This window comes from Micromonospora sp. NPDC023644, assembly GCF_040640115.1.
GTDB lineage: Bacteria > Actinomycetota > Actinomycetes > Mycobacteriales > Micromonosporaceae > Micromonospora.
Map to the genome: position 1 here is coordinate 190,664 of NZ_JBFABA010000004.1, position 20,841 is coordinate 211,504.

General features: G+C 75.9%; 23 protein-coding genes and 2 pseudogenes. 7 read left to right on the forward strand and 18 right to left on the reverse strand.

Annotated features, from left to right (window positions below):
* Positions 1–7 precede the first annotated feature (7 nt).
* From AB0G08_RS05250 to AB0G08_RS05280, 7 genes and pseudogenes are all read left to right on the forward strand, one after another.
* On the forward strand, positions 8–1,192 hold the full coding sequence (locus AB0G08_RS05250; protein ID WP_358083332.1) for a hypothetical protein: 1,185 nt from the start codon (positions 8–10) through the stop codon (positions 1,190–1,192).
* Positions 1,179–3,710 carry a nitrate- and nitrite sensing domain-containing protein gene (locus AB0G08_RS05255; protein ID WP_358083335.1) on the forward strand — a complete coding sequence of 844 codons (2,532 nt, stop codon included), beginning with the start codon at positions 1,179–1,181 and terminating at the stop codon, positions 3,708–3,710. The genes AB0G08_RS05250 and AB0G08_RS05255 overlap by 14 nt, the downstream gene beginning before the upstream one ends.
* Positions 3,707–4,177 (forward strand): roadblock/LC7 domain-containing protein, encoded by a 471-nt coding sequence (locus AB0G08_RS05260; protein ID WP_357878775.1) that lies wholly within the window; start codon positions 3,707–3,709, stop codon positions 4,175–4,177. The genes AB0G08_RS05255 and AB0G08_RS05260 overlap by 4 nt, the downstream gene beginning before the upstream one ends.
* Positions 4,174–4,644 carry a DUF742 domain-containing protein gene (locus AB0G08_RS05265; RefSeq protein WP_358083338.1) on the forward strand — a complete coding sequence of 157 codons (471 nt, stop codon included), beginning with the start codon at positions 4,174–4,176 and terminating at the stop codon, positions 4,642–4,644. The genes AB0G08_RS05260 and AB0G08_RS05265 overlap by 4 nt, the downstream gene beginning before the upstream one ends.
* Positions 4,622–5,357, forward strand: a pseudogene (locus AB0G08_RS05270) (ATP/GTP-binding protein). Before AB0G08_RS05265 ends, AB0G08_RS05270 begins: the two are co-directional and overlap by 23 nt.
* 68 nt (positions 5,358–5,425) lie before the next feature.
* Positions 5,426–5,971 (forward strand): hypothetical protein, encoded by a 546-nt coding sequence (locus AB0G08_RS05275; protein WP_358083341.1) that lies wholly within the window; start codon positions 5,426–5,428, stop codon positions 5,969–5,971.
* 22 nt (positions 5,972–5,993) lie between these two features.
* Positions 5,994–8,303, forward strand: a complete 2,310-nt coding sequence (locus tag AB0G08_RS05280; RefSeq protein ID WP_358083343.1) for an AAA family ATPase — start codon at positions 5,994–5,996, stop codon at positions 8,301–8,303.
* A 60-nt stretch (positions 8,304–8,363) separates the two neighbouring features.
* On the opposite strand, the gene AB0G08_RS05285 is transcribed toward AB0G08_RS05280, so the two are convergent.
* The 18 genes and pseudogenes from AB0G08_RS05285 to AB0G08_RS05370 form a co-directional block, all read right to left on the reverse strand.
* Entirely contained in the window at positions 8,364–8,837 is a 474-nt protein-coding gene (locus AB0G08_RS05285; protein WP_358083345.1) for a gas vesicle protein K, read from the reverse strand.
* A complete protein-coding gene (locus tag AB0G08_RS05290; protein ID WP_358083348.1) occupies positions 8,834–9,088 on the reverse strand; it encodes a gas vesicle protein in 255 nt (84 codons plus the stop codon). Before AB0G08_RS05290 ends, AB0G08_RS05285 begins: the two co-directional genes overlap by 4 nt.
* A gap of 19 nt (positions 9,089–9,107) precedes the next feature.
* Positions 9,108–9,947: a GvpL/GvpF family gas vesicle protein gene (locus AB0G08_RS05295; RefSeq protein ID WP_358083351.1), complete on the reverse strand. Its 840-nt coding sequence runs from the start codon at positions 9,945–9,947 to the stop codon at positions 9,108–9,110.
* Positions 9,931–10,299 (reverse strand): gas vesicle protein, encoded by a 369-nt coding sequence (locus AB0G08_RS05300; protein ID WP_358083354.1) that lies wholly within the window; start codon positions 10,297–10,299, stop codon positions 9,931–9,933. The genes AB0G08_RS05295 and AB0G08_RS05300 overlap by 17 nt, the downstream gene beginning before the upstream one ends.
* Before the next feature lies 1 nt (position 10,300).
* Positions 10,301–10,648 (reverse strand): gas vesicle protein, encoded by a 348-nt coding sequence (locus tag AB0G08_RS05305; RefSeq protein ID WP_358083357.1) that lies wholly within the window; start codon positions 10,646–10,648, stop codon positions 10,301–10,303.
* A complete protein-coding gene (locus AB0G08_RS05310) occupies positions 10,608–11,135 on the reverse strand; it encodes a gas vesicle protein GvpG (protein ID WP_358083360.1) in 528 nt (175 codons plus the stop codon). Before AB0G08_RS05310 ends, AB0G08_RS05305 begins: the two co-directional genes overlap by 41 nt.
* Before the next feature lie 3 nt (positions 11,136–11,138).
* Positions 11,139–11,894: a GvpL/GvpF family gas vesicle protein gene (locus AB0G08_RS05315; RefSeq protein WP_358083363.1), complete on the reverse strand. Its 756-nt coding sequence runs from the start codon at positions 11,892–11,894 to the stop codon at positions 11,139–11,141.
* 218 nt (positions 11,895–12,112) lie between these two features.
* A pseudogene (gvpJ, locus tag AB0G08_RS05320) lies at positions 12,113–12,322 on the reverse strand (gas vesicle protein GvpJ); the annotation flags it as partial.
* A 2-nt stretch (positions 12,323–12,324) separates the two neighbouring features.
* Complete coding sequence (locus tag AB0G08_RS05325) at positions 12,325–13,554, reverse strand: SRPBCC family protein (protein ID WP_358083367.1); 1,230 nt, start codon at positions 13,552–13,554, stop codon at positions 12,325–12,327.
* A gap of 2 nt (positions 13,555–13,556) precedes the next feature.
* Positions 13,557–14,084: a hypothetical protein gene (locus AB0G08_RS05330; RefSeq protein ID WP_358083370.1), complete on the reverse strand. Its 528-nt coding sequence runs from the start codon at positions 14,082–14,084 to the stop codon at positions 13,557–13,559.
* Positions 14,085–14,359: 275 nt separating this feature from the next.
* Positions 14,360–14,869: a GNAT family N-acetyltransferase gene (locus AB0G08_RS05335; protein WP_358083372.1), complete on the reverse strand. Its 510-nt coding sequence runs from the start codon at positions 14,867–14,869 to the stop codon at positions 14,360–14,362.
* Between the two features lie 171 nt (positions 14,870–15,040).
* The gene (locus AB0G08_RS05340; RefSeq protein ID WP_358083375.1) at positions 15,041–15,940 is read right to left on the reverse strand and encodes a hypothetical protein; all 900 of its coding nucleotides are present in this window, start codon (positions 15,938–15,940) and stop codon (positions 15,041–15,043) included.
* Positions 15,909–16,670: a DUF3618 domain-containing protein gene (locus AB0G08_RS05345; protein ID WP_358083378.1), complete on the reverse strand. Its 762-nt coding sequence runs from the start codon at positions 16,668–16,670 to the stop codon at positions 15,909–15,911. The genes AB0G08_RS05340 and AB0G08_RS05345 overlap by 32 nt, the downstream gene beginning before the upstream one ends.
* Positions 16,671–16,693: 23 nt before the next feature.
* Positions 16,694–17,086, reverse strand: a complete 393-nt coding sequence (locus tag AB0G08_RS05350) for a phage holin family protein (RefSeq protein ID WP_358083381.1) — start codon at positions 17,084–17,086, stop codon at positions 16,694–16,696.
* Entirely contained in the window at positions 17,083–17,817 is a 735-nt protein-coding gene (locus AB0G08_RS05355; protein ID WP_358083383.1) for a hypothetical protein, read from the reverse strand. The genes AB0G08_RS05350 and AB0G08_RS05355 overlap by 4 nt, the downstream gene beginning before the upstream one ends.
* A 232-nt stretch (positions 17,818–18,049) precedes the next feature.
* Complete coding sequence (locus tag AB0G08_RS05360; RefSeq protein WP_358083386.1) at positions 18,050–18,544, reverse strand: DUF3263 domain-containing protein; 495 nt, start codon at positions 18,542–18,544, stop codon at positions 18,050–18,052.
* A 200-nt stretch (positions 18,545–18,744) separates the two neighbouring features.
* Complete coding sequence (locus tag AB0G08_RS05365; protein WP_358083389.1) at positions 18,745–19,761, reverse strand: ABC transporter permease subunit; 1,017 nt, start codon at positions 19,759–19,761, stop codon at positions 18,745–18,747.
* Entirely contained in the window at positions 19,758–20,768 is a 1,011-nt protein-coding gene (locus tag AB0G08_RS05370; protein WP_358083392.1) for an ATP-binding cassette domain-containing protein, read from the reverse strand. Before AB0G08_RS05370 ends, AB0G08_RS05365 begins: the two co-directional genes overlap by 4 nt.
* Between the last annotated feature and the right edge of the window lie 73 nt (positions 20,769–20,841).

A 20,841-nucleotide genomic window follows, 5' to 3' on the forward strand; every position in this document is an offset into this window, starting at 1 on the left:
GACAGCCATGACAGTCCCCGCGCCACCGGCCCGTCGGCGGCCCTCCGCGGTGGGCCGCGTACTGCCGTTGCTGCTCCTCGTCGCCCTGCTCGCGCCGATGGCCCTGCTGTTCGTGCAGACCTGGCGGCTCACGGCCGACGACCGGGACCTGGCCGGCCGGGAACGGCTCGGCGTGGAGTACCTGCGCGCCCTCGCCCCGGTCACCCACGCCCTGGTCGACGCCCAGACCGCCGCCGTCGCCGCCCGGCCCGCCAACGGCGAGGCGCTGACCCGCGCGGTCGAGGCCGCCGCCTCGGTCGACGCGCGGATCGGTGACGAGCTGCGCACCCGGGAGCGCTGGGCCGGCCTGCGGGCCAGGATCGAGGCGCTGGGCGCGCGCGGCCCCGCCGACCCGGAGGCGGCCTTCACCGCGTACGGCGAGGCCACCGACCTGCTGCTGGCCCTGCACGGCAAGGTCCGGGAGACCTCCGGCCTGGTCCGCGACCCCCGGTCGGACTCCTTCTTCCTCCAGGACGCGAGCCGGGGCCTGCCCGAGACGGTGGTGGCGGCCGGGCGACTGGCCGACCTGGCCGTGCTCGCCGACCGCCGGCCCGCCGCCGACCGCAACCGCACCGCCGCCGAGATCGCCGCCCTCCGGGTGGCCGTCCTCACCCCGGCCGGCGACCTGGTCACCGACCTGCGGGCGGCCGTGGACAGCTCGGAGAGCGCCGACCTCGGCCCGAGCGTGCTGACGCCGCTCGACACCTACCAGCGGGCCGTCGAGGCGCTGGCGGCCCACTCCGCGCCGGCCGGCCGCGACGCGGCGGTGGACCAGGCGCAGGTCGCCGGCGCCCGGCTCAACGCGCAGTCCGCCGCCCGGCAGCTCCAGCCCGTCATCCTGGACGAGCTCGACGCCCTGCTCGCCGGCCGCCTCGACGACCTGGACCGGGACCGCTGGCTGACCGTGGCGGCCGGGGCGCTGGCCCTCCTGCTGTGGTCGGCGCTCGGCGCGGTGTGGCTCGCCGCCGTCCGACGGGCCCGGCGGCGCGCGGCGGAGGTCCGGCGCGAACCGGACGGCGCCGCCGCCGGGCCGGACGACACGCCGTGGCAGCCGACCGCCGTCCGCGGCGCGGAACCGCGGCGGCTCCAGCCGGCGGGGTCGGCCCGCGGGCCCGGGAGCGCGCAGTGGGGGCCCGCCGATGCTGCTCGCTAGGCTCCGGATCCGGGGAAAGCTCGCGCTGCTCCTCGTCATCCCGCTGCTCAGCATGGTGAGCCTGGCCGTGCCGGCGGTGCTCGGCCGGGTGGCCGCCGCGCAACGGGCCGGCGACACCGCCGACCGGGTCCGCGTCGCCAGCCGGATCGGCAGCCTCGTGCAGGACCTGCAACAGGAGCGCGTCCTCTCCGTCGGACTGCTCCTCGGCCGGGTCACCCGGACCGAGCTGATGCAGCGGTCGGCCAGCGTGGACGACCGGGTCGCCGACCTGCGGGCCACCCGGGGCGACCTGCTGCCGCCGCGGGTCACCGAGGCCCTGAGCGGCGTACGTGGGCTGACCGACCTGCGGGCCGCGGTGCTCGCCGGTACCGCCACCCCGGACCAGATCATGGGCGGCTACGGGCCGGTGAGCACGAAGCTGATCGACTCGCTGCGGCTGCCGTTCGGGGTGGACACCGACACGGCCGCCGGACGGCAGGTGCTGGCCCTGGACGGGCTGCTCCGCGTCGACGAGGCGATGGGCGCCTGCGCCACCCTGATCGTGCTGGTCAAGGCGACCGGCTCCCCCCGGGTGGTCGCCTCGTACGTCGCCTGCATGGCGGGGCTGCGGGCGGACAACCAGCGGTTCCGCAGTCTGATCACGCCGGATCAGGTCAAGCTGGTGACGCTCAACGACGCGGCGGTGGCCGCCCGGACCAGTCCCGACTTCCTCGTCCGGAGCGCGCTGGACCCGGCCGGCGCGACCAGGGACATCCCCCTGGACGCGCTCTTCCCCTCGGTCCGCTCGATGATCACCTTCGGGCAGTTCATCGAGAAGAAGCTCGTCGCGGACGTCCTCGCCGAGGTGACCACGCAGCAGCGCCGGGCGCTGACCGAGGCGCACCTGGTCAGTGGGGCCGTCGCCCTGATCCTCGCCGTGGTGGTGCTGCTCAGCGCGGCCGTCGCCCGGACGGTGGCCCGGCCGCTGACCCGGCTCACCCGCTCCGCCGACCGGGTCGCCCGGGTCGCCGAGGCGGAACTGACCCGGGTCGCCGACGACGAGACCGAGGGCGCGGTGGCGATGCGCCTCGATCCGGTCGACGTGCGGGCCCGCGACGAGATCGGCGACCTGGCCCGCGCGTTCGACCGGGTGCAGAGCACCGCCGCCCGGCTCGTCGAGCGGCAGGTCGCCGGCCGGCGCAACGTGGCGCAGATGTTCGGCCACGTCGGCCGCCGTACGCAGAACCTCGTCGGCCGGCAGATCGCGCTGATCGACCGGCTGGAACGGCAGGAGACCGACCCCGGCCGGCTGGAGCACCTGTACCGGCTCGACCACATCTCCAGCCGGCTGCGCCGCAACGCCGGCAGCCTGGTGGTGCTCTCCGGTTCGGCCGGCGCGGACCCCCACGTGGCGCCGGTGCCGCTCGGCGACGTGGTCCGGCTCGCGCTCGGCGAGATCGAGGACTACACGCGGGTCGACGTGCAGGTGCCGCCCGGTGTGTCGGTGGCGCCCAGCGCGGTCGGCGACCTCGTCCTGGCGCTGGCCGAACTGATGGAGAACGCGACGGTGTTCTCCCCGCCGCACACCCGGGTCACCGTGGGCGGCGAGCCGACCGGCTCCGGGGCACGGCTGATCGTGGTGGACCGGGGCATCGGCATGACCCGGGAGCGGCTGGCGGAGGAGAACGCCCGGCTCACCCGGCGGGAGCGGCTCGATCTCGCGCCGACCGAGGTGCTGGGGCTCTTCGTGGTGGGCCGGCTCGCCCGCCGCCACGGCTGGACGGTGCGGCTGGCGCCGACCGCCGGCGGCGGGGTGACCGCGCACCTGGAGGTCCCGGAGACGTCGCTGGTGATCCACCGCGCCGAGCGGGCCGGGGTGACCGTGGCCCGGGCCGCCGTACCCGCCCGCGACCGGCGCTCCCCCGCCGACGCGCCGGACGCCCCCCGGCCCCGCGCGGCGGTCGGGGCGGCGCCGGAGGCCCCGCCGTCCGGGTTCGACGCGGCACTGCTGAGCCGCGCCACCCGCAGCATGGAGTCCGGCGCCCCCTGGGACGCGTTCGGCGCCAACGACGAGCCGGCCGCCGCCGAGGCTCCGGCCCCGACCGGCACCGGGCCGCAGGCCCCGGGCGGCTCCGAACCGCAGGCCCCCGCCCGCGCCGCCCCGCCGGGCGTCCGGCAGCGGGTGCCGGGCGCGACCCTGCGCCCGGCCGGGGCGCCGGCCGTCCCGTCGGGGGTCCGGCCGGTGGAGGTCACCGGCGCGGACCCGGCCGCCGCCCGCGCCCTCGTCGAGGCGGTCGAGTCCGGCGTACGCCGGGCCGGGCTGGGCCGACGCCCGCCGGACGGCACCGTGCCGGCCCGGCTGACCCGGCGGGTGCCCGGGGCGAACCTCACCGTCGCCCCGGCCCGTCAGCCCGACAGCCCGCCGCCGGGAAACCCGGACGAGGTCCGCGACCTCCTCATCGAGTTCGAGGCGGGCGTCGCCCGCGCTCTGCGTGAAGTCAGCCAAGACCGCCGACACGAAGAAGGAACATCACGGTGACCAGCCCCTTCCTGCACGACAACGTCGACCAGCAGCACCCGGGCGCCGGGGACCTCAGCCCGGAGGCGCGCACCTTCAACTGGTTGCTGGACTCCTTCACCTCCAGCACGGCCGGCGTGCTGGAGGCGATCGCCGTCTCGTCGGACGGGCTGCTGATGGCCATGTCGGCGATCAAGGACCGCTCCAACGCGGAGCGGCTCGCCGCGGTGGTCTCCGGCATGACGAGCCTCGCCGGCGGCGCCGCCAGCTGGTACGCCCTCGGCGGGCTGAACCGCGTGGTCGTGGACATGGCCGAGGGCTACCTGCTGATCAGCGCGATCAGCAGCGGCTCCGTGCTCGGGGTGGTCGCCGACCGGTCGGCGAACCTCGGCACCGTCGCCTACGAGATGACGCTCTTCGCCGGGCGGGCCGGTGGCGCCCTCACCCCGAGACTGATCGCCGAACTGAAGAACGCCGCTCAGCAATGACCCCCGAGGTCGCCGGCGAGGGACCGGACCCGGAGCCCACGATCCGGATCCGGCCCTACCTGCGCGCGTCGTCCCCGCACGACACCCGGCCCGGCCTGCCGGGAGCCACCGCCGCGCCGGCGGCCGAGGACGGGCCGGCCGGCCCGCGCCCGTTCGTGCTCACCGCCGGGCGGGTGGCCGGCGCCGACCCGGCGATCGGGCTGGAGACGCAGGTGACCGCCCGGCCGGCGACCGACCCGGCGCCGCTGACCTGGCTGGCGCCCGAGTTGCAGGCGATCGTCGCGCTCTGCGGCGAGCCGATCTCGGTCGCCGAGATCTCCGCCCGGACCCGGCTGCACTTCGGCGTGACCCGGGTGCTGGTCGGCGACCTCCGCGCCGCGGGCCACCTGGACGTGCACGACGGCGCCGACGCCCTCGACCCCGACATCATCCTGCGAGTGATTGATGGACTCCGTGCGATCTCCTGAATGGCCGGTCGCCCCGCTGGGCGGGGTCGCCGCCAACAGCGCCGCCACCCGCTACGGCTCCCCGTCGGGGCCGCAACCCGCCGCGTCCGCGCCACCGCCGCACCGTCCGCCGGCCACCGGGGTGGCCGCGGTGCCCCGGCCCGCACCGGCCGCCGCGCCACCGATCCCGGTCAAGATCCTCATCGCCGGCGGCTTCGGGGTCGGCAAGACCACCACGGTCGGCGCGATCTCCGAGATCGCCCCGCTGACCACCGAGGCGGAGATGACCAGCGCCGGGATCGGCGTCGACGATCCGGGCGTACGCTCCGCGAAGACCACCACCACGGTGGCGATGGACTTCGGCTGCGTCACCATCGACCGCAGCCTGAAGCTGTACCTGTTCGGCACGCCGGGCAGGCCCGGTTCGGTTTCATGTGGGACGACCTGGCCCGGGGGGCGCTCGGCGCCCTCGTCGTGGTGGACAGCGCCCGGCTGGACGACTGCTACCCGGCGATCGACTTCTTCGAGCGGGCTGGCCTGCCCTTCGTGGTCGGGGTGAACGCCTTCGACGGGCGGCTGGCGCACGACCTCGACGCGATCCGCTGGGCGCTGGCCGTCGGCGACCACGTGCCCTGGTGCAGTTCGACGCCCGGGACCGGCTCTCGGTGCGGGACACCCTGCTGGTCGTCCTGGACCGCGCACTCGATCGGGCCACCCGGGAGAGGAGGTCCTGAACCGTTCCGGCGGTTCTACCCGTTTCACGAGAAGGGTTCGACCCGTTTCACGAGAAGGGGTGGTCGTGATGAGAGGTGGACTGGACGAGACACTGGCCCGGATGGCCCGCCGCGAGGAGGCGCTGCGGCGGCGGGCCGCCGACGCGGGGGCGGCGGGCGGGGAGGCCGACGCGTCGACGCGGGCGCGGGGCGGACCCGACCCGGGGCGCGCCGACGCCCGGGGCGAGGGGCGCAACGCCGGACCCGGCTGGGCCGACACGCGGCGGGGCGCGGAACCCCGCGATCCCGTGGTGGAGGTCGCCGAGGCGGTCCGTCGGGTGGTGGCCGGTCACCCCGGCACGGCGGTCAGCGTCCGGGTCGAACACGACGGGCGGGCGTACCCGCTGCGGGTCGCCTGGACCGACGCGGGCGTGACGGTCGACGCGGAGGTCGCCGCGCCGCCGGCGTGGCCGATGTCGGTCAAGACCGTGCCGGCCTGGGCGCCGGCCCGGGAGGGGCTGACCCCCGACCCGGCGGCGCGGCTGGCCGAGCTGATCCGCCGCGACCCCGCCCTGCTCAGCGACGGTGACGCAGCTCGCGAGCCACGGAACGCGCCGGGGGCGGGCGCGGCGTGACCACGGCGGCTAGGGTCGGGCGGTGGCGGAACCCGACCTGACCCTGACCGCGAGCCTGCGGCCGGCGGCCCTGGACGCCCGGCGGGGCATCGTCCGGCTGCACCCGGAGGTGCTCACCGCGCTGGCGCTGCGCCCCGGCGACCCGGTGCGGCTGGCGGGCCGGCGGGTGACCGCCGGCATCGTCGCGCCGGCCGAGCCGGCCGCCAGCACCGCGCTGCTCTACGCGGACGACCTGATGCTGGGCAACCTCGGGATCCGCGACGGCGGCCAGGTGACGGTGAGCCCCCTGCCCGTCACGCCGGCCGGCCGGGTGCTCCTCGCCGGGCCGGCGCAGATCGCCGCGGTGGTCTCCCCCGAGATGCTCCGGCTGGCCCTGCTCGGCAAGGTGGTGACGACCGGGGACGACGTGTCGCTGCTGCCGCAGGACGTGCTGCCGGACGCCTCGGTGCGCAGCCTGGTGGAAGCCGCCCGACGCAGCCTCTCCAACAGCGTCGGGTACGCCTGGACCAGCACCCTGCTCGCCGTGGTCGCCGCCGAGCCCGGGCCCGGCTCGCTGGTCACCATGGACACCGTGGTCGGTTGGGAGCACGGCCAGGCGACCCACGGCTCCGCCGGCACCGGCCCCGCCCCGCTCGCGCGACGCGCCGACGCGGCCGGGACGACGGCGAACGGGACCGCCGCGGGCCGGGCGGGTGGCACGGGCGCCGGCCCGGCGGGCGTACGCCGCCCGGCCGCCGTGGACGCCACCGGGCGGACCGTCGACGACGCGCCGCCCGCGGTGGACGAGCTGCCCGGGCTGCGGGCGCAGGCCGAGGAGCTCACCGAGCTGCTCGACCTCGGCTTCCACCACCGGGAGGTGCTCGGCCGGCTGGGCACCACCGTCTCACTGGGCGTGCTCATCGCCGGGCCGGCCGGCTCCGGCAAGGCGGCGCTCGTGCGGGCCGTGGCCGCCCGGGTCGGGGCCCGGGTGAGCCCGCTCTGGGCCCCCGAGGTGGCCGCGCTGACCAACCAGGCCGCCGCCGACCGGCTGCGCGCCGCCGCGGCCGAGGTGCGCGCGGACGGCCCCGGGGTGCTGCTGGTCACCGACGTGGAGGCGCTCGCCCCGGCGGACGGGCCGGGGCCGGTGGCGACCGTGTTCCGTCAGGTGGTCGCCGAGACCGTACGGGCGGGGGCGGCGGTCGTCTGCACCACCGGCCGGCCCGAGGCCGTCGACCCCGCGCTGCGCGCCCCGGACCTGCTCTCGCTGCGGATCAGCGTCCCGCTGCCGGACGCCGCCCTGCGCCGGGAGCAGTTGACGGTGCTGACCCGCCAGGTCCCGCTCGCCGACGACGTGCGGCTCGACGAGGTCGCCGGGCGTACCCCCGGCTTCGTCGCCGCCGACCTGGCCGCGCTGCTGCGTGAGGCCGGGGTGCGCGCGGCGCTGCGGCAGAAGTCGGCCGAGACGCCGACCGTGGCGATGGCCGACTTCACCGCCGCGCTGGAGGTGGTCCGCCCGACCACCATGGCCGCGTCCACCCTGGAGCTGGCCTCCGTGACGCTGGACGACGTGGGTGACCTGACGGAGGTCAAGGAGACGCTGACCGAGTCGGTGCTCTGGCCGCTGACCTACCCGGACACCTTCGCCCGGCTCGGCGTGCAGCCGCCGCGCGGGGTGCTCCTCTACGGGCCGCCGGGCTGCGGCAAGACCTACCTGGTGACGGCGCTGGCCGGCTCGGGCCGGGCGAACGTGCTCTCGGTGAAGGGCGCGGAGCTGCTGTCGAAGTGGGTCGGCGAGAGCGAGCGCGCGGTCCGCGAGCTGTTCCGCCGGGCCCGGGAGGCCGCGCCCACCCTGATCTTCCTGGACGAGGTGGACGCGCTCGCCCCGGTGCGCGGCCAGGCCAGCGACGGCGGCACCACCGACCGGGTGGTGGCCGCCCTGCTGACCGAGCTGGACGGCGTGGAGACGCTGCGCAACGTGGTGGTGGTCGGCGCGACCAACCGCCCCGACCTGGTGGACCCGGCGCTGCTGCGCCCCGGACGGTTGGAACGGCTGGTCTACGTGCCGCCGCCGGACGGGCCGGCGCGGGCGGAGATCCTGCGCGCCTCGGCGCGCAACGTGCCGCTGGCGCCCGACGTGGACCTCGCGGAGCTGGGTGGGGAGCTGGAGGGCTTCTCGGCGGCGGACTGTGCCGCGCTGGTGCGGGAGGCGGCGCTGGCCGCCATGCGGGAGTCGCTGACCGCGTCCACGGTCACCGGCGCGCACGTGGCGGCGGCCCGGGCCCGGGTCCGCCCGTCCCTGGACCCGGCCCAGGTCGCCTGGCTCGCCGCGTACGCCGAGAAACGCTCCGGCTGACCGCCGGCTGCCGGCGTGGCGCCGCGGGCGCCGTCGGCGGGCCGACGCGGGCCGGGGGCGTCAGTCGGTGGGCAGGAGGGGGCCGAGGGGCCCGAGGTCGAGGTTCAGGTCCTCGGGGGCGAGGCCGAAGTACTCGCGCAGCCCCGTCATCTGCTCCTCCAGCGCCATGAGCGTGGTGCCGATCCGCTCGACCTGCTCCTCGGTGAGGTCGCCGAGGTCGACCCGGCGCAGCGCCTGTCGCTCCATGAGCTGCCGCAACAGCTCGATCACGGTGAGCACGAGGCTGGCCAGTCCCCGCTCGACGGAGTCCCGGTCGACGGCGAGCCGGCGGTCCAGCGGAGTCACCCGGGGCGGCTGCCACCGGGTGTCGCCGAGCGCGGCGGCGAGCTCGGCGGCCTCGTCCCGGCGGGTGCCGGCACCGCCGGGGCGGCTCACGCCCGCCGTCCCGGCCCCGCCGCCCGGGCCGGCCGCGTTCCCACCCGGGCCGGCCGCGTTCCCGGCGGGGCCGTCGGCGCGGGCGCCGGGGGCGGTCATGCCGGCGGTCCCGGCGTCCAGGCGAGGTCGTCCGGGGCGGCGTCGGGCAGTTCCGGCGGGGCGAGCGCGCCGACGGAGGCGACCAGGGCGCGCAGGGAGATCCGGACCAGGTCGACGTCGGCGATGGCGATGGTGATGTCGCCGCTGATCACCACGCCGGTGGCGAGGACCCGGTCGAGCAGGTCGACCAGGGCCACCGGCCGGTAGGCCAGCGGGTCGTCGGCGCTGCTCGGCGCCAGCGACGTGGTCACCACGCCGGCCCCCGGGCCGTCAGCACGCCGGCTCCCGCACGGTGAGCGCCGGTTCGGCGGGCCGTTCCTCGGCGAAGGAGTACGGCGGCCACGGGCCGGTCAGCTCCAGTCGGATCTCCGGGTGCCGCCCGGCGAGCGCGCCGACCAGTTCGCGGAATCCGGCGAGCGCCCCGTGCCCGACCAGGTACGCCCCGTTGAGCACCATGGCGGTGGGCGCGCCGGAGAGGCGGCGGTCCTGCGGGGGGTGCCGCCGGGCGGCCACCGCGTGCCGGGCCAGCGCCTCGTGCACGGCGCAGGCGGCGTCGACGGCGATCCGCTGCCCCTCCTCGCGGGCGGTGAGCTGGGCCCGGCGCCGCCGCAGGTACGCCGCCCCGGCGCCACCCGACCCGGCGGGCTCCGCCGCACGGGGCGTCGCGCCCGGCACGACGTACCCCTTGACGCCCCACTCGTCGTGGCCCGTGAGCCGGTCCAGGACGGCGGTCAGCTCGACCCGGCGGGCGGTGAGCTGCCCCGCGACCCGGGCGTCGTCGTGGTGGACGGTGGCCAGCCGGGCGGGCACCACGGCGCCGTCGCGGGACAGGGCCGCGACCACGGCGTGGTGCGTGCGGGCCGCCCGCTCCAGCCAGGCCAGGTCCTCCAGGTTCCGGCGCAGCGCCTCCTCGCCGTACTCGGCCAGCGGCGCGGCGCTGACGACGGCGACCAGGCCGGCGGCCCGCACCGCGCGCACCGCGGCGCCGTCCATCCCGGGAGTCGTGGCGAGCAGGGCCGGGTCGACGTCCCGCACCACGCCGTGCAGCCACACCCCGACGCCGAGGCTCGCCGGCCCGGCGGCGGGCACGAGGTCAACGGTCGAACTCATGCCGCTCCTCCCGGTCGGCGGCCGCCCGGGCGACCCGGGGACGTCGTTCCGCCTCCACCTGCTCCGGGTCCCGTGGGCCGGGCTCCACCGGCGGCCTCGCCCGGGAGCTGAGCCACGGGTCGTGCTCCCACCAGTCGATGCCGATCTGCCGGGCCGTGTCGACCGAGGCGATGACCAGGCGCAGCTTGAGCGTCAGCAGCTCGATGTCGAGCAGGCTGACCCGGATGTCGCCGGCGATCACGATGCCCCGGTCGAGCACGCGTTCCAGGATGTCGCCGAGATTGGCCGGCTCGTGGCCGGCGGGCAGGACCTGGCCGGAGTTCTGCACCACCGGCGGCGGCTGCACGCTCACCTCAACCCACCTCGCCCTTCCCGCGCTGGTAGCGCCGCACCCGCCGGTAGCCGAGCAGGCCGCCCTCCAGGTCCAGCTCCACCTCGTAGAGGCCGAGCAGGTCGGTGGAGCTGGGGATACGCCGGTCCTCGATGACCTCGACCCCGACCAGCCAGCCGTCGCGCGACGCCTTGAGCGAGGTGGTCCCCACCGGATCCCGGCCCGTCAGCTCGACGATCTGCCGCATCCCCTCGCGCGCCGCCTCGGCGGCCGAGATCGGTTCGAGGTACTCCTCCTCGTCGTCGTACCGGTCGTCGACAGGCTCGTTCCTACGCGCCCGACCGCCGTCGCCGCGGATCAGATCCACCATCGCGCCCACCTCCCTCGCCGCCGCCGCGCGACATCCGCCGCGCCCGTTCCGTGCCGACCTGGTGCGCCCGCTCGACGCCAACCCGCCGCGCCCGTTCCGGGCCGGGCTGCCGCGCCCGTTCCGAACCGCCCTGACGCGCGTGTTCCGGGCCGCCCTGTCGGGCCCGTTCCGGGCCCGGCTGGCGCCGGGTCCCGCCGTTCTCGCGGCGGGACCCGGGATCGTTCCGGGTCGGGTTCCGGCCCTGGGCGGGGGCCGGCCGCCGGGCGCCGCCGGTCAGCCGCTCCAGCACCTGCTGCTGCCCCCGGTCGCGTTCCGCGGCGCTGATCTCGCCGGCGGCCTCCGCCGCGTCCAGCGCCTCCAGCTCCCGCCGAATGTCGACGGGGTTGCGCTGCCGCGACTCCGCCTCCCGGGCGATCACCTTCACTACCGCGGTCAGCCCCCGCACCGGCGCGTACGGCAGGGTCAGCAGCGCCCACAGGATGTCCACCGGTCACCCCATCAGCTGATGGGCGCTGACGAAGTCGTACGGGGCGAGCGGGCCGAGCAGCCGCATCCGGATCAGCTCCCGGCGCTGCTCGGCGTACTCCTCGACCGCCGAGACGAACTCGTCCTCCCGGTCCTGGTCGACCAGGAAGGCGGCGTTCGCCGCGTCCAGCTCGTTGCTCGGCGCCCGGGGCGCGCTCGCCACGACGAGCGGGCCGAGCGCGTCGGCGAGTTGCCGGTTCTCCGCCTCCCGGCGCAGCTCCACCGCCTGGCTGATGATCTCGCCGAGCCGGATCCGCTGCGACCGGGTAGCCGCCTCCGGCTGCCCGCGCACCTCGTCGGCCAGCTGGGCGGCGGAGGGGTTGTCCGCCAACACCGCCGCGATCAGGTTCGCCTCGTCGTAGCGCCCGTGCACCGTGTACTGGATCCGGCCCTCGAACTCGTCGAGGGCGGCGGCGAAGCGCTCGTGGTGCGCGTCCAGCAGGTCGGCGACCGCGTCCGGCCCGGTGACGACCGTGCCGAAGCGCACCGGCAGCACCGGCGCCACCGCGGCCGTGCCGTCCACCAGTTCCTGGTACGCGGTCAGGTCCGCCGGCCGGCCGATCGGCTCGGTCAGGCTGACCTCGCTGACCAGCGCGGCCAGTTCGCCGTGCCGGACCGCCGCCACCTCCCCGGGCGGGTCGCCGACCCCGGCTGCGTCCGGGGTCGGCTCCACGTCGGAGGGAACGATGCCGTAGATGAAGAGTCCGGTCTCCTCGGCCATGCTCAGCGCTCCTCGTCCCGGCGTCGGCGGGGTCGTTCGCGGCCCCGGTCCCGGTCGTCCGAGCCGAGCTCGCCGACGGCGTCCTTGACGGCGCCGCCGATCGCGCCGACCGTCTTGCCGACCCCGGACACCGCCTTGCCGGCGCCGACCGCCCCGGAGGCCCCCTCGACCAGGTCGGGGAGCCCCTTCTGGCCCTTCGGGGTGATGTCGAACCGGTCGACCGCCTCCGCGAAACGCAGGTATGTCTCCACGCTGGCGATGACGATCCGGGCGTTGATCTCCAGCAGCTGGATGCCGACCACGGCGACCGACACCTGGGCGTCGATCACCACGCCCTTGTCCAGCACGGTCTCCACCACGTCGGCCAGGCTCGATCCGGCTCCCCCGCGTTCCAGGGCGCCGCCGGCCTGGCCCTCACTCGTCGCGATCGTCACTCGCGCTCCTCCCGTCGGCGGCGGACCACGGGACGGCGAGGCGCCTCCGGGGAACGGCGGGGGCGGGGCTCCTCGCGGGACCGGGGCTCCTCACGGGGGCGGGGCTCCTCGCGGGGCTGCGGGCGACGGGCCCGCTCCGGGGCGCGGCGGCGCGGCGGGGGCTGCTCCTCCTCCTCCGGCTCCTCGTCGTACTCGTCCTCGTCGTACTCGTCCTCGTACTCGTCCTCCTCGACCGGGCGGCGGCGCTGGGGCGGTCGGCGGCGGCCACGCTCGGCGGGCCGGCGCTCCTCGCGCGGTTCCTCCTCGGCCTCCTCCTCGGGCTCGGGCTCGCGCCGGCCGCGCGGCTCGCGCTCCTCCTGCTCCTCGCCCTCCTCCTGCCGCTGCCGTTCCTCCTGCTCCTCGCGCAGGGCGGTCTCGTGGTCGCGGACCACCTTCGAGTCCTCGATCTCACCGCGCCAGCCCTGCACCGAGTCCGGATCGAGGACGGTCTGGGTCATCACGTGCCGGACGAAGTGCTTCAGCTCAAGCCGGGCGCGGCGGCCCTGGGCCCGCCACAGGTTGCCGGTGTGCTCGAAGAGGCCCTTCGGGTGGTACTCCAGCACCACCAGGATCCGGGTCAGGTCGGGCGACAGCTCGTGGAAGCTGACCGTGCCGTCGACGAAGCCCTTGTCGCCCTTGGAGCGCCAGTGGATCAGCTTGTCCGGGATCTGCCGGACGATGGTGGACTCCCAGGTGCGGTGCGACCAGAAGACCTGCGCCTTCCAGCTCAGCTTCTCGTCCGACTCGGTGTCGACGTTCTCGACCTTCTTCATGAAGCTCGGGAAGTCGCCGAACTGGGTCCACTGGTCGTACGCGACCCGGACCGGCACGCCGACCTCGACCGCCTCGACGATGTTGGTGACCTTGAGCTTCTTGCCGCCGCCCTTGCCGCCCTTGCCGAGCGCCGACATGATCTTCTCCTTACCGCCGGCCACTCCGGCATGGAACATCGCCTTCACCGGTGAACCCCCCTCGGCGAGCTTCTGCGCGCCGGTGGCGGCGGCGATCAGACCGGGACCGCCGCCCTGCTTCGCGTAGTCGCTGAGTCGGCCGGTCGCGCCCGTGATCCGCTCGGTCACCACCTGCATCGCGCGTTCGCCGATGGCGCTGGCGAGGTTGCGCGCCTCGCCGGCGAGTTGGTCCCGGACCTTGTTCCCGAGGCCGCCGGGGTTCGTCGTCTCCGGCATGGTCACCGCCCCCGCTGCTCGTTGTCGGCGTCGGCGTCGCGCTCCTGCTGACCGCCGCCGGTGTCACGCTCCCGCTGACCGCCGTCCGCGTCGCGCCCCTGCTGACCGCCGGCGGTGTCACGCTCCCGCTGCCCGCCATCGGCGTCGCGCCCCTGCTGACCGCCGTCGGCGTCCCGGTCCGGCCGGTCGCCGTCGCCCGACCCGTCGGGCGCGCCGGCCCCGCCCTTACGGCGCAGCGCGTCGGCCGAGCCGCGCAGCTTGCCGCTGATGGCATCGATGCCGCTGCCGGCGGCGGCGGTCGCGGCCGCCTTGGAGGCGGCGGCGAGCGGGCTGCCGAGGCGACCGATGCTGCCCAGGTGGGGGGACGAGTGGAGCAGGTTGCCGCCCGCCTTCAGCAGTCCGCCCGGCTCCCGGCTGGCCCGGCCAGCCGCGACCGCGGCGGCCAGGGTGAGGGCGGTACGCAGCTTGCGCCGGCGGCCGAGCAGGTAGCCGACGCCGACCGCGAGCCCGATTCGTGCTCCGCTGTTCATCAGTTCTCCTTCGCTCCCCGGAGCGCCGGACACCTGACGGCAATGGTCGAAAGAATGGCCGCCGGGGATCAGCACGCGCCGGACCGCAGATCAGGTGTCCCGTTCAATCGGACCCGACGGGCAGTACCCGTTGACCTATCCGCGAAACACTCCCGTGCTTTTTCCAACGCCATTGGCCGGCACCGGACCACGCACCTCGTCAAACGCGCAAAGCGGACAGGAGGACAGCGTCGAGCAGGAAGAACGTCAGAAAGGAAAGGATTGCGGAATCGCTGTCACAGGGCCGGCAGCGTCGAATCGAGGCATATCTCGGCGTGCACCTTACCGCCGTCCTCGCGCAATTTGGCGCCGCACTTCTCCAGCACGGAAACGGCGCCGTGATTGTCCGCGGTGGTCTCCGCGACCACGAGCCGCATTCCGGCCGCCGCCGCCTCGTTCAACAGTTCACGCAGAGCGACCGCGCCGATCCCCTGGCCCCGGGCGGAGCGGCCCAGCCACATCCCGGTCTCGACGGTGCCGGGCTGCTCGCGGCGGGTCATCCGGATCATCCCGACGACCTCGCCGCCGGCCAGGATCGCGTACATGCAGGTGCCCGTCGGGCCGTCCAGCCCCGCGAAGCTCGCCCGGTGGAACTCCCGGAACGCCTCCCGACGGGCGTGTGACCAGCCCGCCGGGGCCTCCACCGGCGGCATCACGTCATCGGGCTCCGCCTCGGCAGCCGCTACGGAGAGCAACGGCTCCAGGTTCCGCTCGTCCACCGGCTCCAGCCGTACCGTTCCCGCCACGTGCCGCAGTCTGCCGCCCCCACCGGCCCAAGTCCACCCCATCGGGCAGCGACTGGCGGTCCGGCCGAAGGTACCGGCCGGTCGGCCCGCATCGTGTTCCGCCTCACGCTCCGCTGTCGAGGCCCGTCCGGCCCGCGCAAGGCAGCGGGGAACCCGCCCGGCCCGGGCCGGTCAGGGCCCCTCGGCGTCGAACTCGCAGAGCACCACCGAGGCGTCGTCGGCGGGCTTGTGCCGGCGCAACCGGTCCGGGTGGTCGCGCTCCGCGGCGCGTACCCGGTCGATCAGCGCGCCCGGCCCCTCGGCGGTCGCCACGTCCAGCAGCCCCGCCCAGTCGAGGAGGCCGAACTGCTCCACCAGGGCCGACGCGCCGTCGCTGAGCAGCGCCGCCCGGCGTACCGCGCCCGGCCCGCGCAGCGGCAGCGTCCCGGTCACGGCGTGGAACGCCGCGTCCGGGTCGGCCGCCGCCACCCAGTAGCCGTGGGTCCGGTTCATCCGCTGCCGCTGCATGCCGACCGCCTGGCGGAACCGGATCAGCCGGTCGGCGGAGCCCGCCGGCACGGCCGCGACCATGGACCGCAGCCCCGCCGTCGCGGCGTCCAGCCGGTCGTCCGTGACCACGCTGACCCGCCCCCCGGCGTCGAGCACCAGCGGGCTGTCGCAGAGCACCAGGTAGTCGAGGTGGTCGCCGCCGTCGCGCAGCAGGCAGACCGTGCTCGACGGGGTGCCCGGGTGGTCGAGGTCGCACTCGTCGCCGTGGTCGGCCCGCACGGCGAGGACCGCCGCCGCCAGGTTGCTCATCAGGGTCGCCGTCGGGCGGACCGCCTCCGCCAGCCCGAGCCGGGCCGCGAGGTGCCGGACGTACCAGGCGGGCCCGTGCACGCAGCCCGTGTCGAAGCCCTCCGGCACGCTGGCGCCGTCCAGCACACCCACCAGTGGCCCGAACCGGAAGACGAAGTCCTCGTTCGCCGGCCGGCCGGGCGGCGGCGCGGACGCGGAGCGTACCCGCATCGTCCGCGCCGCCCCGACCACCCGGGTCGCCTCAGCGGCGACGGAGGTCGTCGGCGGCCTCATGCGCCTGCCCCTGCATCTGGTGGGTGGCCGACCGACCCTGTTCCCGGACGGCGGACGCGCCACTGACGGCCGTGGAACCGACCGCCCGGGCCGCCTCCTGCGCCGGCTCGCGCAGGTGGTGGCCCACCTCGCGGCCCATCTCGCGGCCCACCTCGCCGGCCTGCTCCCGCAGGTGTCCGGCCTGCGCGCGCAGCTGGTCGGAGTGCTCGCTCACCATGTCCTTCGCCTGCCCGGCCCACTGCCGTTCGGGACGGCTGGGCGGAATCAGCGACGAGACCAGCAGCCCGGCGCCGAAGGCGATCAGACCGGCCGCGAGGGGGTTGCCCTGCGCCTGCTGGCGGGACTGCTGCCCGAGCGAGCGGGCCTCCTCCCGCACCGACCCGGCCGCGTGCGACATCCGCTCCCGGGACTGCTCCCCGAGGCCCCGCGCCGAATCGGCCGCATGCGACATCCGCTCCCGGGACTGCTCCCCGAGGCCCCGCGCCGAATCGGCCGCGTGCGACATCCGCTGACCTGTCGCCTGCGACATCCGCTGCGCGGCGCCGTGTCCGTCCGACTGCACGCCCATCACCTTCTCCCTGGCCCGGGTGAGCGCGCCACGAGCCTGCCCGACGCGCTCACCGGCGACCCGCCGCGGATTGACCTTGTCGGCCAACGCGTCGACGTCGCTGCTCAGTTCGTTCCGGGTGTTCTCGATCTCCCGCCGGATCCGGTCCGGATCGTTGGACATGATCTGCTCCCTCCCGGGCTGGTTCACCGGCCGCGCATCGCGTCCGGCATCTCCCGTGCGGTCTGCTTCGTCCGGGGCAGCACCGAGCGGAGCTGCGCCTTCTCCTTCCGCGCCCTGGTGAGCAGGACACCCGTGACGGCGGCCCAGATGACGGCCACGATAAGCGCCGCCCAGCCCTGGTCCATCACGTTGGACAGCCCCCACCACAGCGCGTACGACACGAACAGCACCGTCAGGAAGCCGGCCAGCGCGGCCCCGCCGAACATGCCGGCGAGCCTGCCGGCCTGACCCGCCTCCTCACGCACCTCCGCCTTGGCCAGTTCGACCTCCTTGCGGACCAGCGTGGAGAAGTCCCGGGTCACGTCGCCCAGCAGGTCGCCGACCGACTGCGTCCGCTCCTTCTCGGGGGCACTCACGGCGCCACCCCGCCCGGGATGTCCGGCCCCTGCCGACCGGGCGGCGAGGCGTTGCGCACCCGCGCCGTCCCGGTGTACGCCTCCTCGGGCGCGTACGGCGCCTCGACCGTCCGCTCGTACGGCTGCGGCCCGGCCGTGGTGGACGCGGCCGCCCGCCCGGTGGGCGCGGCGGTCGGCGGCGTAGACGGCTGGCCCGTGCCCCGCGCCCCGTCGCCCGAGGCGCTGAGGTTTCGGGTGAGCCGCCCGACCAGCATGCCGGCCAGGGCCGCGCCGGCCAGGAAGGTGCCCGGGTGCCGGCGCGCGTACGACCGCACCTCGTCGAGCACCGCCCCGGGTTCGCGCTCGTCGAGCCAGCCGGCCGCCTGCTGGGCGGCGTCCGCCGCCCGGCGGACCGCCTGACCGGCCATCCCGGAGTCCTCGCTCCGCTCCGCCATCGAGCTGAGTTCGCGCCCGATGCCGCGCAGCCCGTCGGCGGCCCGGTGCTGCTGCGACCGGGCCTGGTCGCGCAACTGCGTGCCGGCCTCGCCGGTCAGGTTGCGCGCCTGCCGCCGGGCTTCCGACGCCACCTGTCCGCCCTGTTCGGCGGCCGCGTGCGCGACCTGCCCGCCGGCCTGGGTCGCCTGGTGCCCGACCCGGGACGCCTCGTGCCCGACCCGGGACGCCTCGTGCCGGGCCTGCTGTGCGGTGCCGGTCGCACCGTCCGGTGGCCGGCTCGGGTTGATCTGCGTCATCGCCCGCTCCCTCCGTCGGCCCCGGGCCGCAGGTCACGGCCCGGAACGTGAACCGGCCGCGAGACGCGGCCCGGAACGACACCCGCGTACCCGCGCGGCTCGCCGACATTCCGGCGCGGCGTCGGGGGTAGGAGCGGCGACCCCCTGGGCGCGACGCCACGCCGGCGAGACGGGACCGGTCGGTCGGATCGGGGTCGGCGGGGCCGGGACCGGTCGCGGGGTGCGACAGCGCTCAGCGACGGCGGTTGCGGGCCCGGGAGGACCGCAACCGGCGTAGCCGCCCGACCAGCACCGGCTCGGCGGCGAGGGCGGCCGGGTTGTCGAGCAGCGCGTTCAGCAACTGGTAGTAGCGGGTGGCCGAGAGGCCGAAGGTGTCCCGGATGGCCTGTTCCTTGGCGCCGGCGTGCCGCCACCACTGCTGCTCGAAGGCGAGGATGCCGCGCTCCCGCTCGGTCAGGCCACCGCCCGGCCGGGCCTCCGCCGGTGCGTCCGCGTCGCCGGGCGGCGCCACTGCCCCGTCTGGCTCCGCCGAACGGGGCGGCGCCGCTGCGGCGTCCGGCTCCGCCGAACGGGGCTGCGGCACGGCCGGCGCCCCGGCGACCGGCCCGGTGCGCGGCTGGGGGACGACGCTGCCGGCGTCGCGCGCCTCGCCGGTCGCGCCCGTCCCGCCGGGCCGACCCGGCACGGGCGGCTCGGTGGCGGCCGGGGCGGCGTCGGCGGGCTGCATGGGGCTCCTCGTGGGGCTGGCGGGCGGCACACCACGACGCCGACCGGTGGGGGACCTCAGCCTAACCAGGGCCGACCCGGTTCGCATCGGACGACGGTGCCGGAACGTGACCGCTCCGGTCCACGCCGTGTCCGCGGTCGGCCGGCCAGGCGGCGGTGCGACCGGGGGCCGGGGAGAGCCGCCGATCGCACCGCCCGCGGTCAGGAGATGTCGCGCCGGCGCATCGCCCAGAGGGCCGCGCCGAGGATCACCACGAACCCGACCGCCATCATCACCGAGGACTGCTGCCAGGTGATGTCCATCGTGTCCGGTTTGCACTCGCCGAAGTAGGTGGCCTGGCAGGTGTTCCAGTCCTCCAGGGTCACCTTCTTCTGCATCCACGCCGTGGCGTAGGTGGGCAGCAGCCACGCCTCGGCGAAGCGCACGCCGGCCATCGCCAGCAGGATGCCGAGGCCGAACTGGCCGACGACCATCAGAGCGATCACGCCGCCCAGGGCCATCGCGGTGTGCCGCCCCAACGAGGCGAGCGCGAAGCCTACGGTCGCGGTGACCAGGGCGAGCACCAGCCCGCGCAGCCCGGTCAGTGCGAAGGACTGCCACGCCCCGGAGGTCATCTTCGCCGTGCTGCCGCGGAAGACGGCGACCAGCCAGAAGCTGCCGAACCAGAGCAGCGTCGTGGGCACCGCCAGGGCGACCAGCCCGGTGAGCAGCGCCGCCAGCTTCGTCAGCAGTACGGTCAGCCGCTTCGGCCGCCACAGCAGCAGGTTCATCATGCCGCCGGTGTTCCACTCGGCCCCCACGAAGGAGGCGCCGACGACGAACCCGACCAGCGCCAGGATCGCCGCGAGCGGCAGCAGGGTGAAGCCGAAGTGCTCCCGGAAGTCGAAGGTGGAGGGCAGGAACCACTCCGCCTCGATGGCCTCCCGGGGCGGCGGCTGGATGGACGCGCAGTCCTCCGGGAAGCCCTCGGTCTGGCCCGTCCCCGCGGCCTTCGCCTTCTCGCACTCCGCGCGGTACCGCTCGTTGTGGCGGACGTCCTGCTGCCACTGCTGCTCGGCGGCGCGCTCGGCCTTCGCCAGCGTGGCGGCGTCGATCTTCTCGTTGGTGAGGAAGACCCCGACCACCACCAACGCGAGCACCAGCAGGCCCAGCAGGCTCATCCAGCGGGTGAAGCGCCGCTTGGCGAGCCGGCGCAGCTCCGTACGGTAGAGGCTCACGCGCCCCACCCTCCTCCGGTGGCACCGGGCTGCCCCGCGCCACCGACCTTCGTGGACTGGTCGACCTGCCGGTGCTGGCCGGGCACCGGCGCGGTGGCGGTCAGTTCGAGGAAGACGCTCTCCAGGTCGACGGCGACCGGGGCGAGCTCACTGACGTAGAGGCCCTGCTCGGCGAGGAGCCGGGTCACCGTGGCCGGCTTGTCGACCCCGGCGAGCATCAGGTGGTCGGCCTGACCCGTCACCCGGATCCCGGCGCGGCTCAGCGCCTCGGCGGCGACCGGCAGATCGGTGACCGCCTCCAGCCGCACCCGGACCGCGCCGGAGGAGTGCTCGGCGAGCACCTGCTCGACCGGCCCGAAGGCCACCCGCCGGCCCAGCGAGATGATGGTGACGGAGTCGCAGATCAGCTGGATCTCGCCGAGGATGTGGCTGGAGAGCACCACGGTCATCCCCGACTCGGCGAGGCTGCGCGTCAGCGTGCGCATCTCCCGGATGCCGCCCGGGTCGAGGCCGTTGGCCGGCTCGTCGAGGATCAGCAGCTTCGGGTTCTTCAGCAGGGCCGAGGCGACGGCGAGCCGCTGCTTCATGCCGAGCGAGTAGGTCTTGACCCGCTCGCCGGCGCGGTCGCGCAGCCCGACCAGCTCCAGCACCTCGTCGACCCGGTGCTGCGGCACGTCGCCCGCGCCGGCGAGCAGGGACAGGGTGTCCCGCGCGGTGAAGTGCGGGAAGAACTGCGGGCTCTCCACGATCGCGCCGACCTGTCCGGCGACGGCGGGCAGCGCGGCCGGCACCTCGTGCCCGAGGATCTCCATCCGGCCGCCGTTGGGTCGGATCAGGCCGAGCAGCGTACGCAGCGTGGTGGTCTTGCCCGACCCGTTGGGGCCGAGGAAGCCGTGCACCTGCCCCTCTTCGACCCGCATGTCGAAACCGTCGAGCGCGTTGCGGGTGCCGCGCCGACGGCTCTTGTACGTCTTGCGGAGACCTTCGATCTCCAGGACAGCTGGCAAGCTGCACCTCCCCCGATGGCGTATGACACGCGACACCATACGCGGTATGCAGCCGCCAGCAATACCCGGTATG

Coding starts and splice junctions, on each gene's coding strand:
- AB0G08_RS05250 (WP_358083332.1), top strand. CDS start 8: ATGACAGTCCCCGCGCCACCGGCCCGTCGGCGGCCCTCCGCGGTGGGC.
- AB0G08_RS05255 (WP_358083335.1), top strand. CDS start 1,179: ATGCTGCTCGCTAGGCTCCGGATCCGGGGAAAGCTCGCGCTGCTCCTC.
- AB0G08_RS05265 (WP_358083338.1), top strand. CDS start 4,174: ATGACCCCCGAGGTCGCCGGCGAGGGACCGGACCCGGAGCCCACGATC.
- AB0G08_RS05275 (WP_358083341.1), top strand. CDS start 5,426: ATGAGAGGTGGACTGGACGAGACACTGGCCCGGATGGCCCGCCGCGAG.
- AB0G08_RS05285 (WP_358083345.1), bottom strand. CDS start 8,837: ATGACCGCCCCCGGCGCCCGCGCCGACGGCCCCGCCGGGAACGCGGCC.
- AB0G08_RS05295 (WP_358083351.1), bottom strand. CDS start 9,947: ATGAGTTCGACCGTTGACCTCGTGCCCGCCGCCGGGCCGGCGAGCCTC.
- AB0G08_RS05305 (WP_358083357.1), bottom strand. CDS start 10,648: ATGGTGGATCTGATCCGCGGCGACGGCGGTCGGGCGCGTAGGAACGAG.
- AB0G08_RS05315 (WP_358083363.1), bottom strand. CDS start 11,894: ATGGCCGAGGAGACCGGACTCTTCATCTACGGCATCGTTCCCTCCGAC.
- AB0G08_RS05325 (WP_358083367.1), bottom strand. CDS start 13,554: ATGCCGGAGACGACGAACCCCGGCGGCCTCGGGAACAAGGTCCGGGAC.
- AB0G08_RS05330 (WP_358083370.1), bottom strand. CDS start 14,084: ATGAACAGCGGAGCACGAATCGGGCTCGCGGTCGGCGTCGGCTACCTG.
- AB0G08_RS05340 (WP_358083375.1), bottom strand. CDS start 15,940: ATGAGGCCGCCGACGACCTCCGTCGCCGCTGAGGCGACCCGGGTGGTC.
- AB0G08_RS05345 (WP_358083378.1), bottom strand. CDS start 16,670: ATGTCCAACGATCCGGACCGGATCCGGCGGGAGATCGAGAACACCCGG.
- AB0G08_RS05355 (WP_358083383.1), bottom strand. CDS start 17,817: ATGACGCAGATCAACCCGAGCCGGCCACCGGACGGTGCGACCGGCACC.
- AB0G08_RS05360 (WP_358083386.1), bottom strand. CDS start 18,544: ATGCAGCCCGCCGACGCCGCCCCGGCCGCCACCGAGCCGCCCGTGCCG.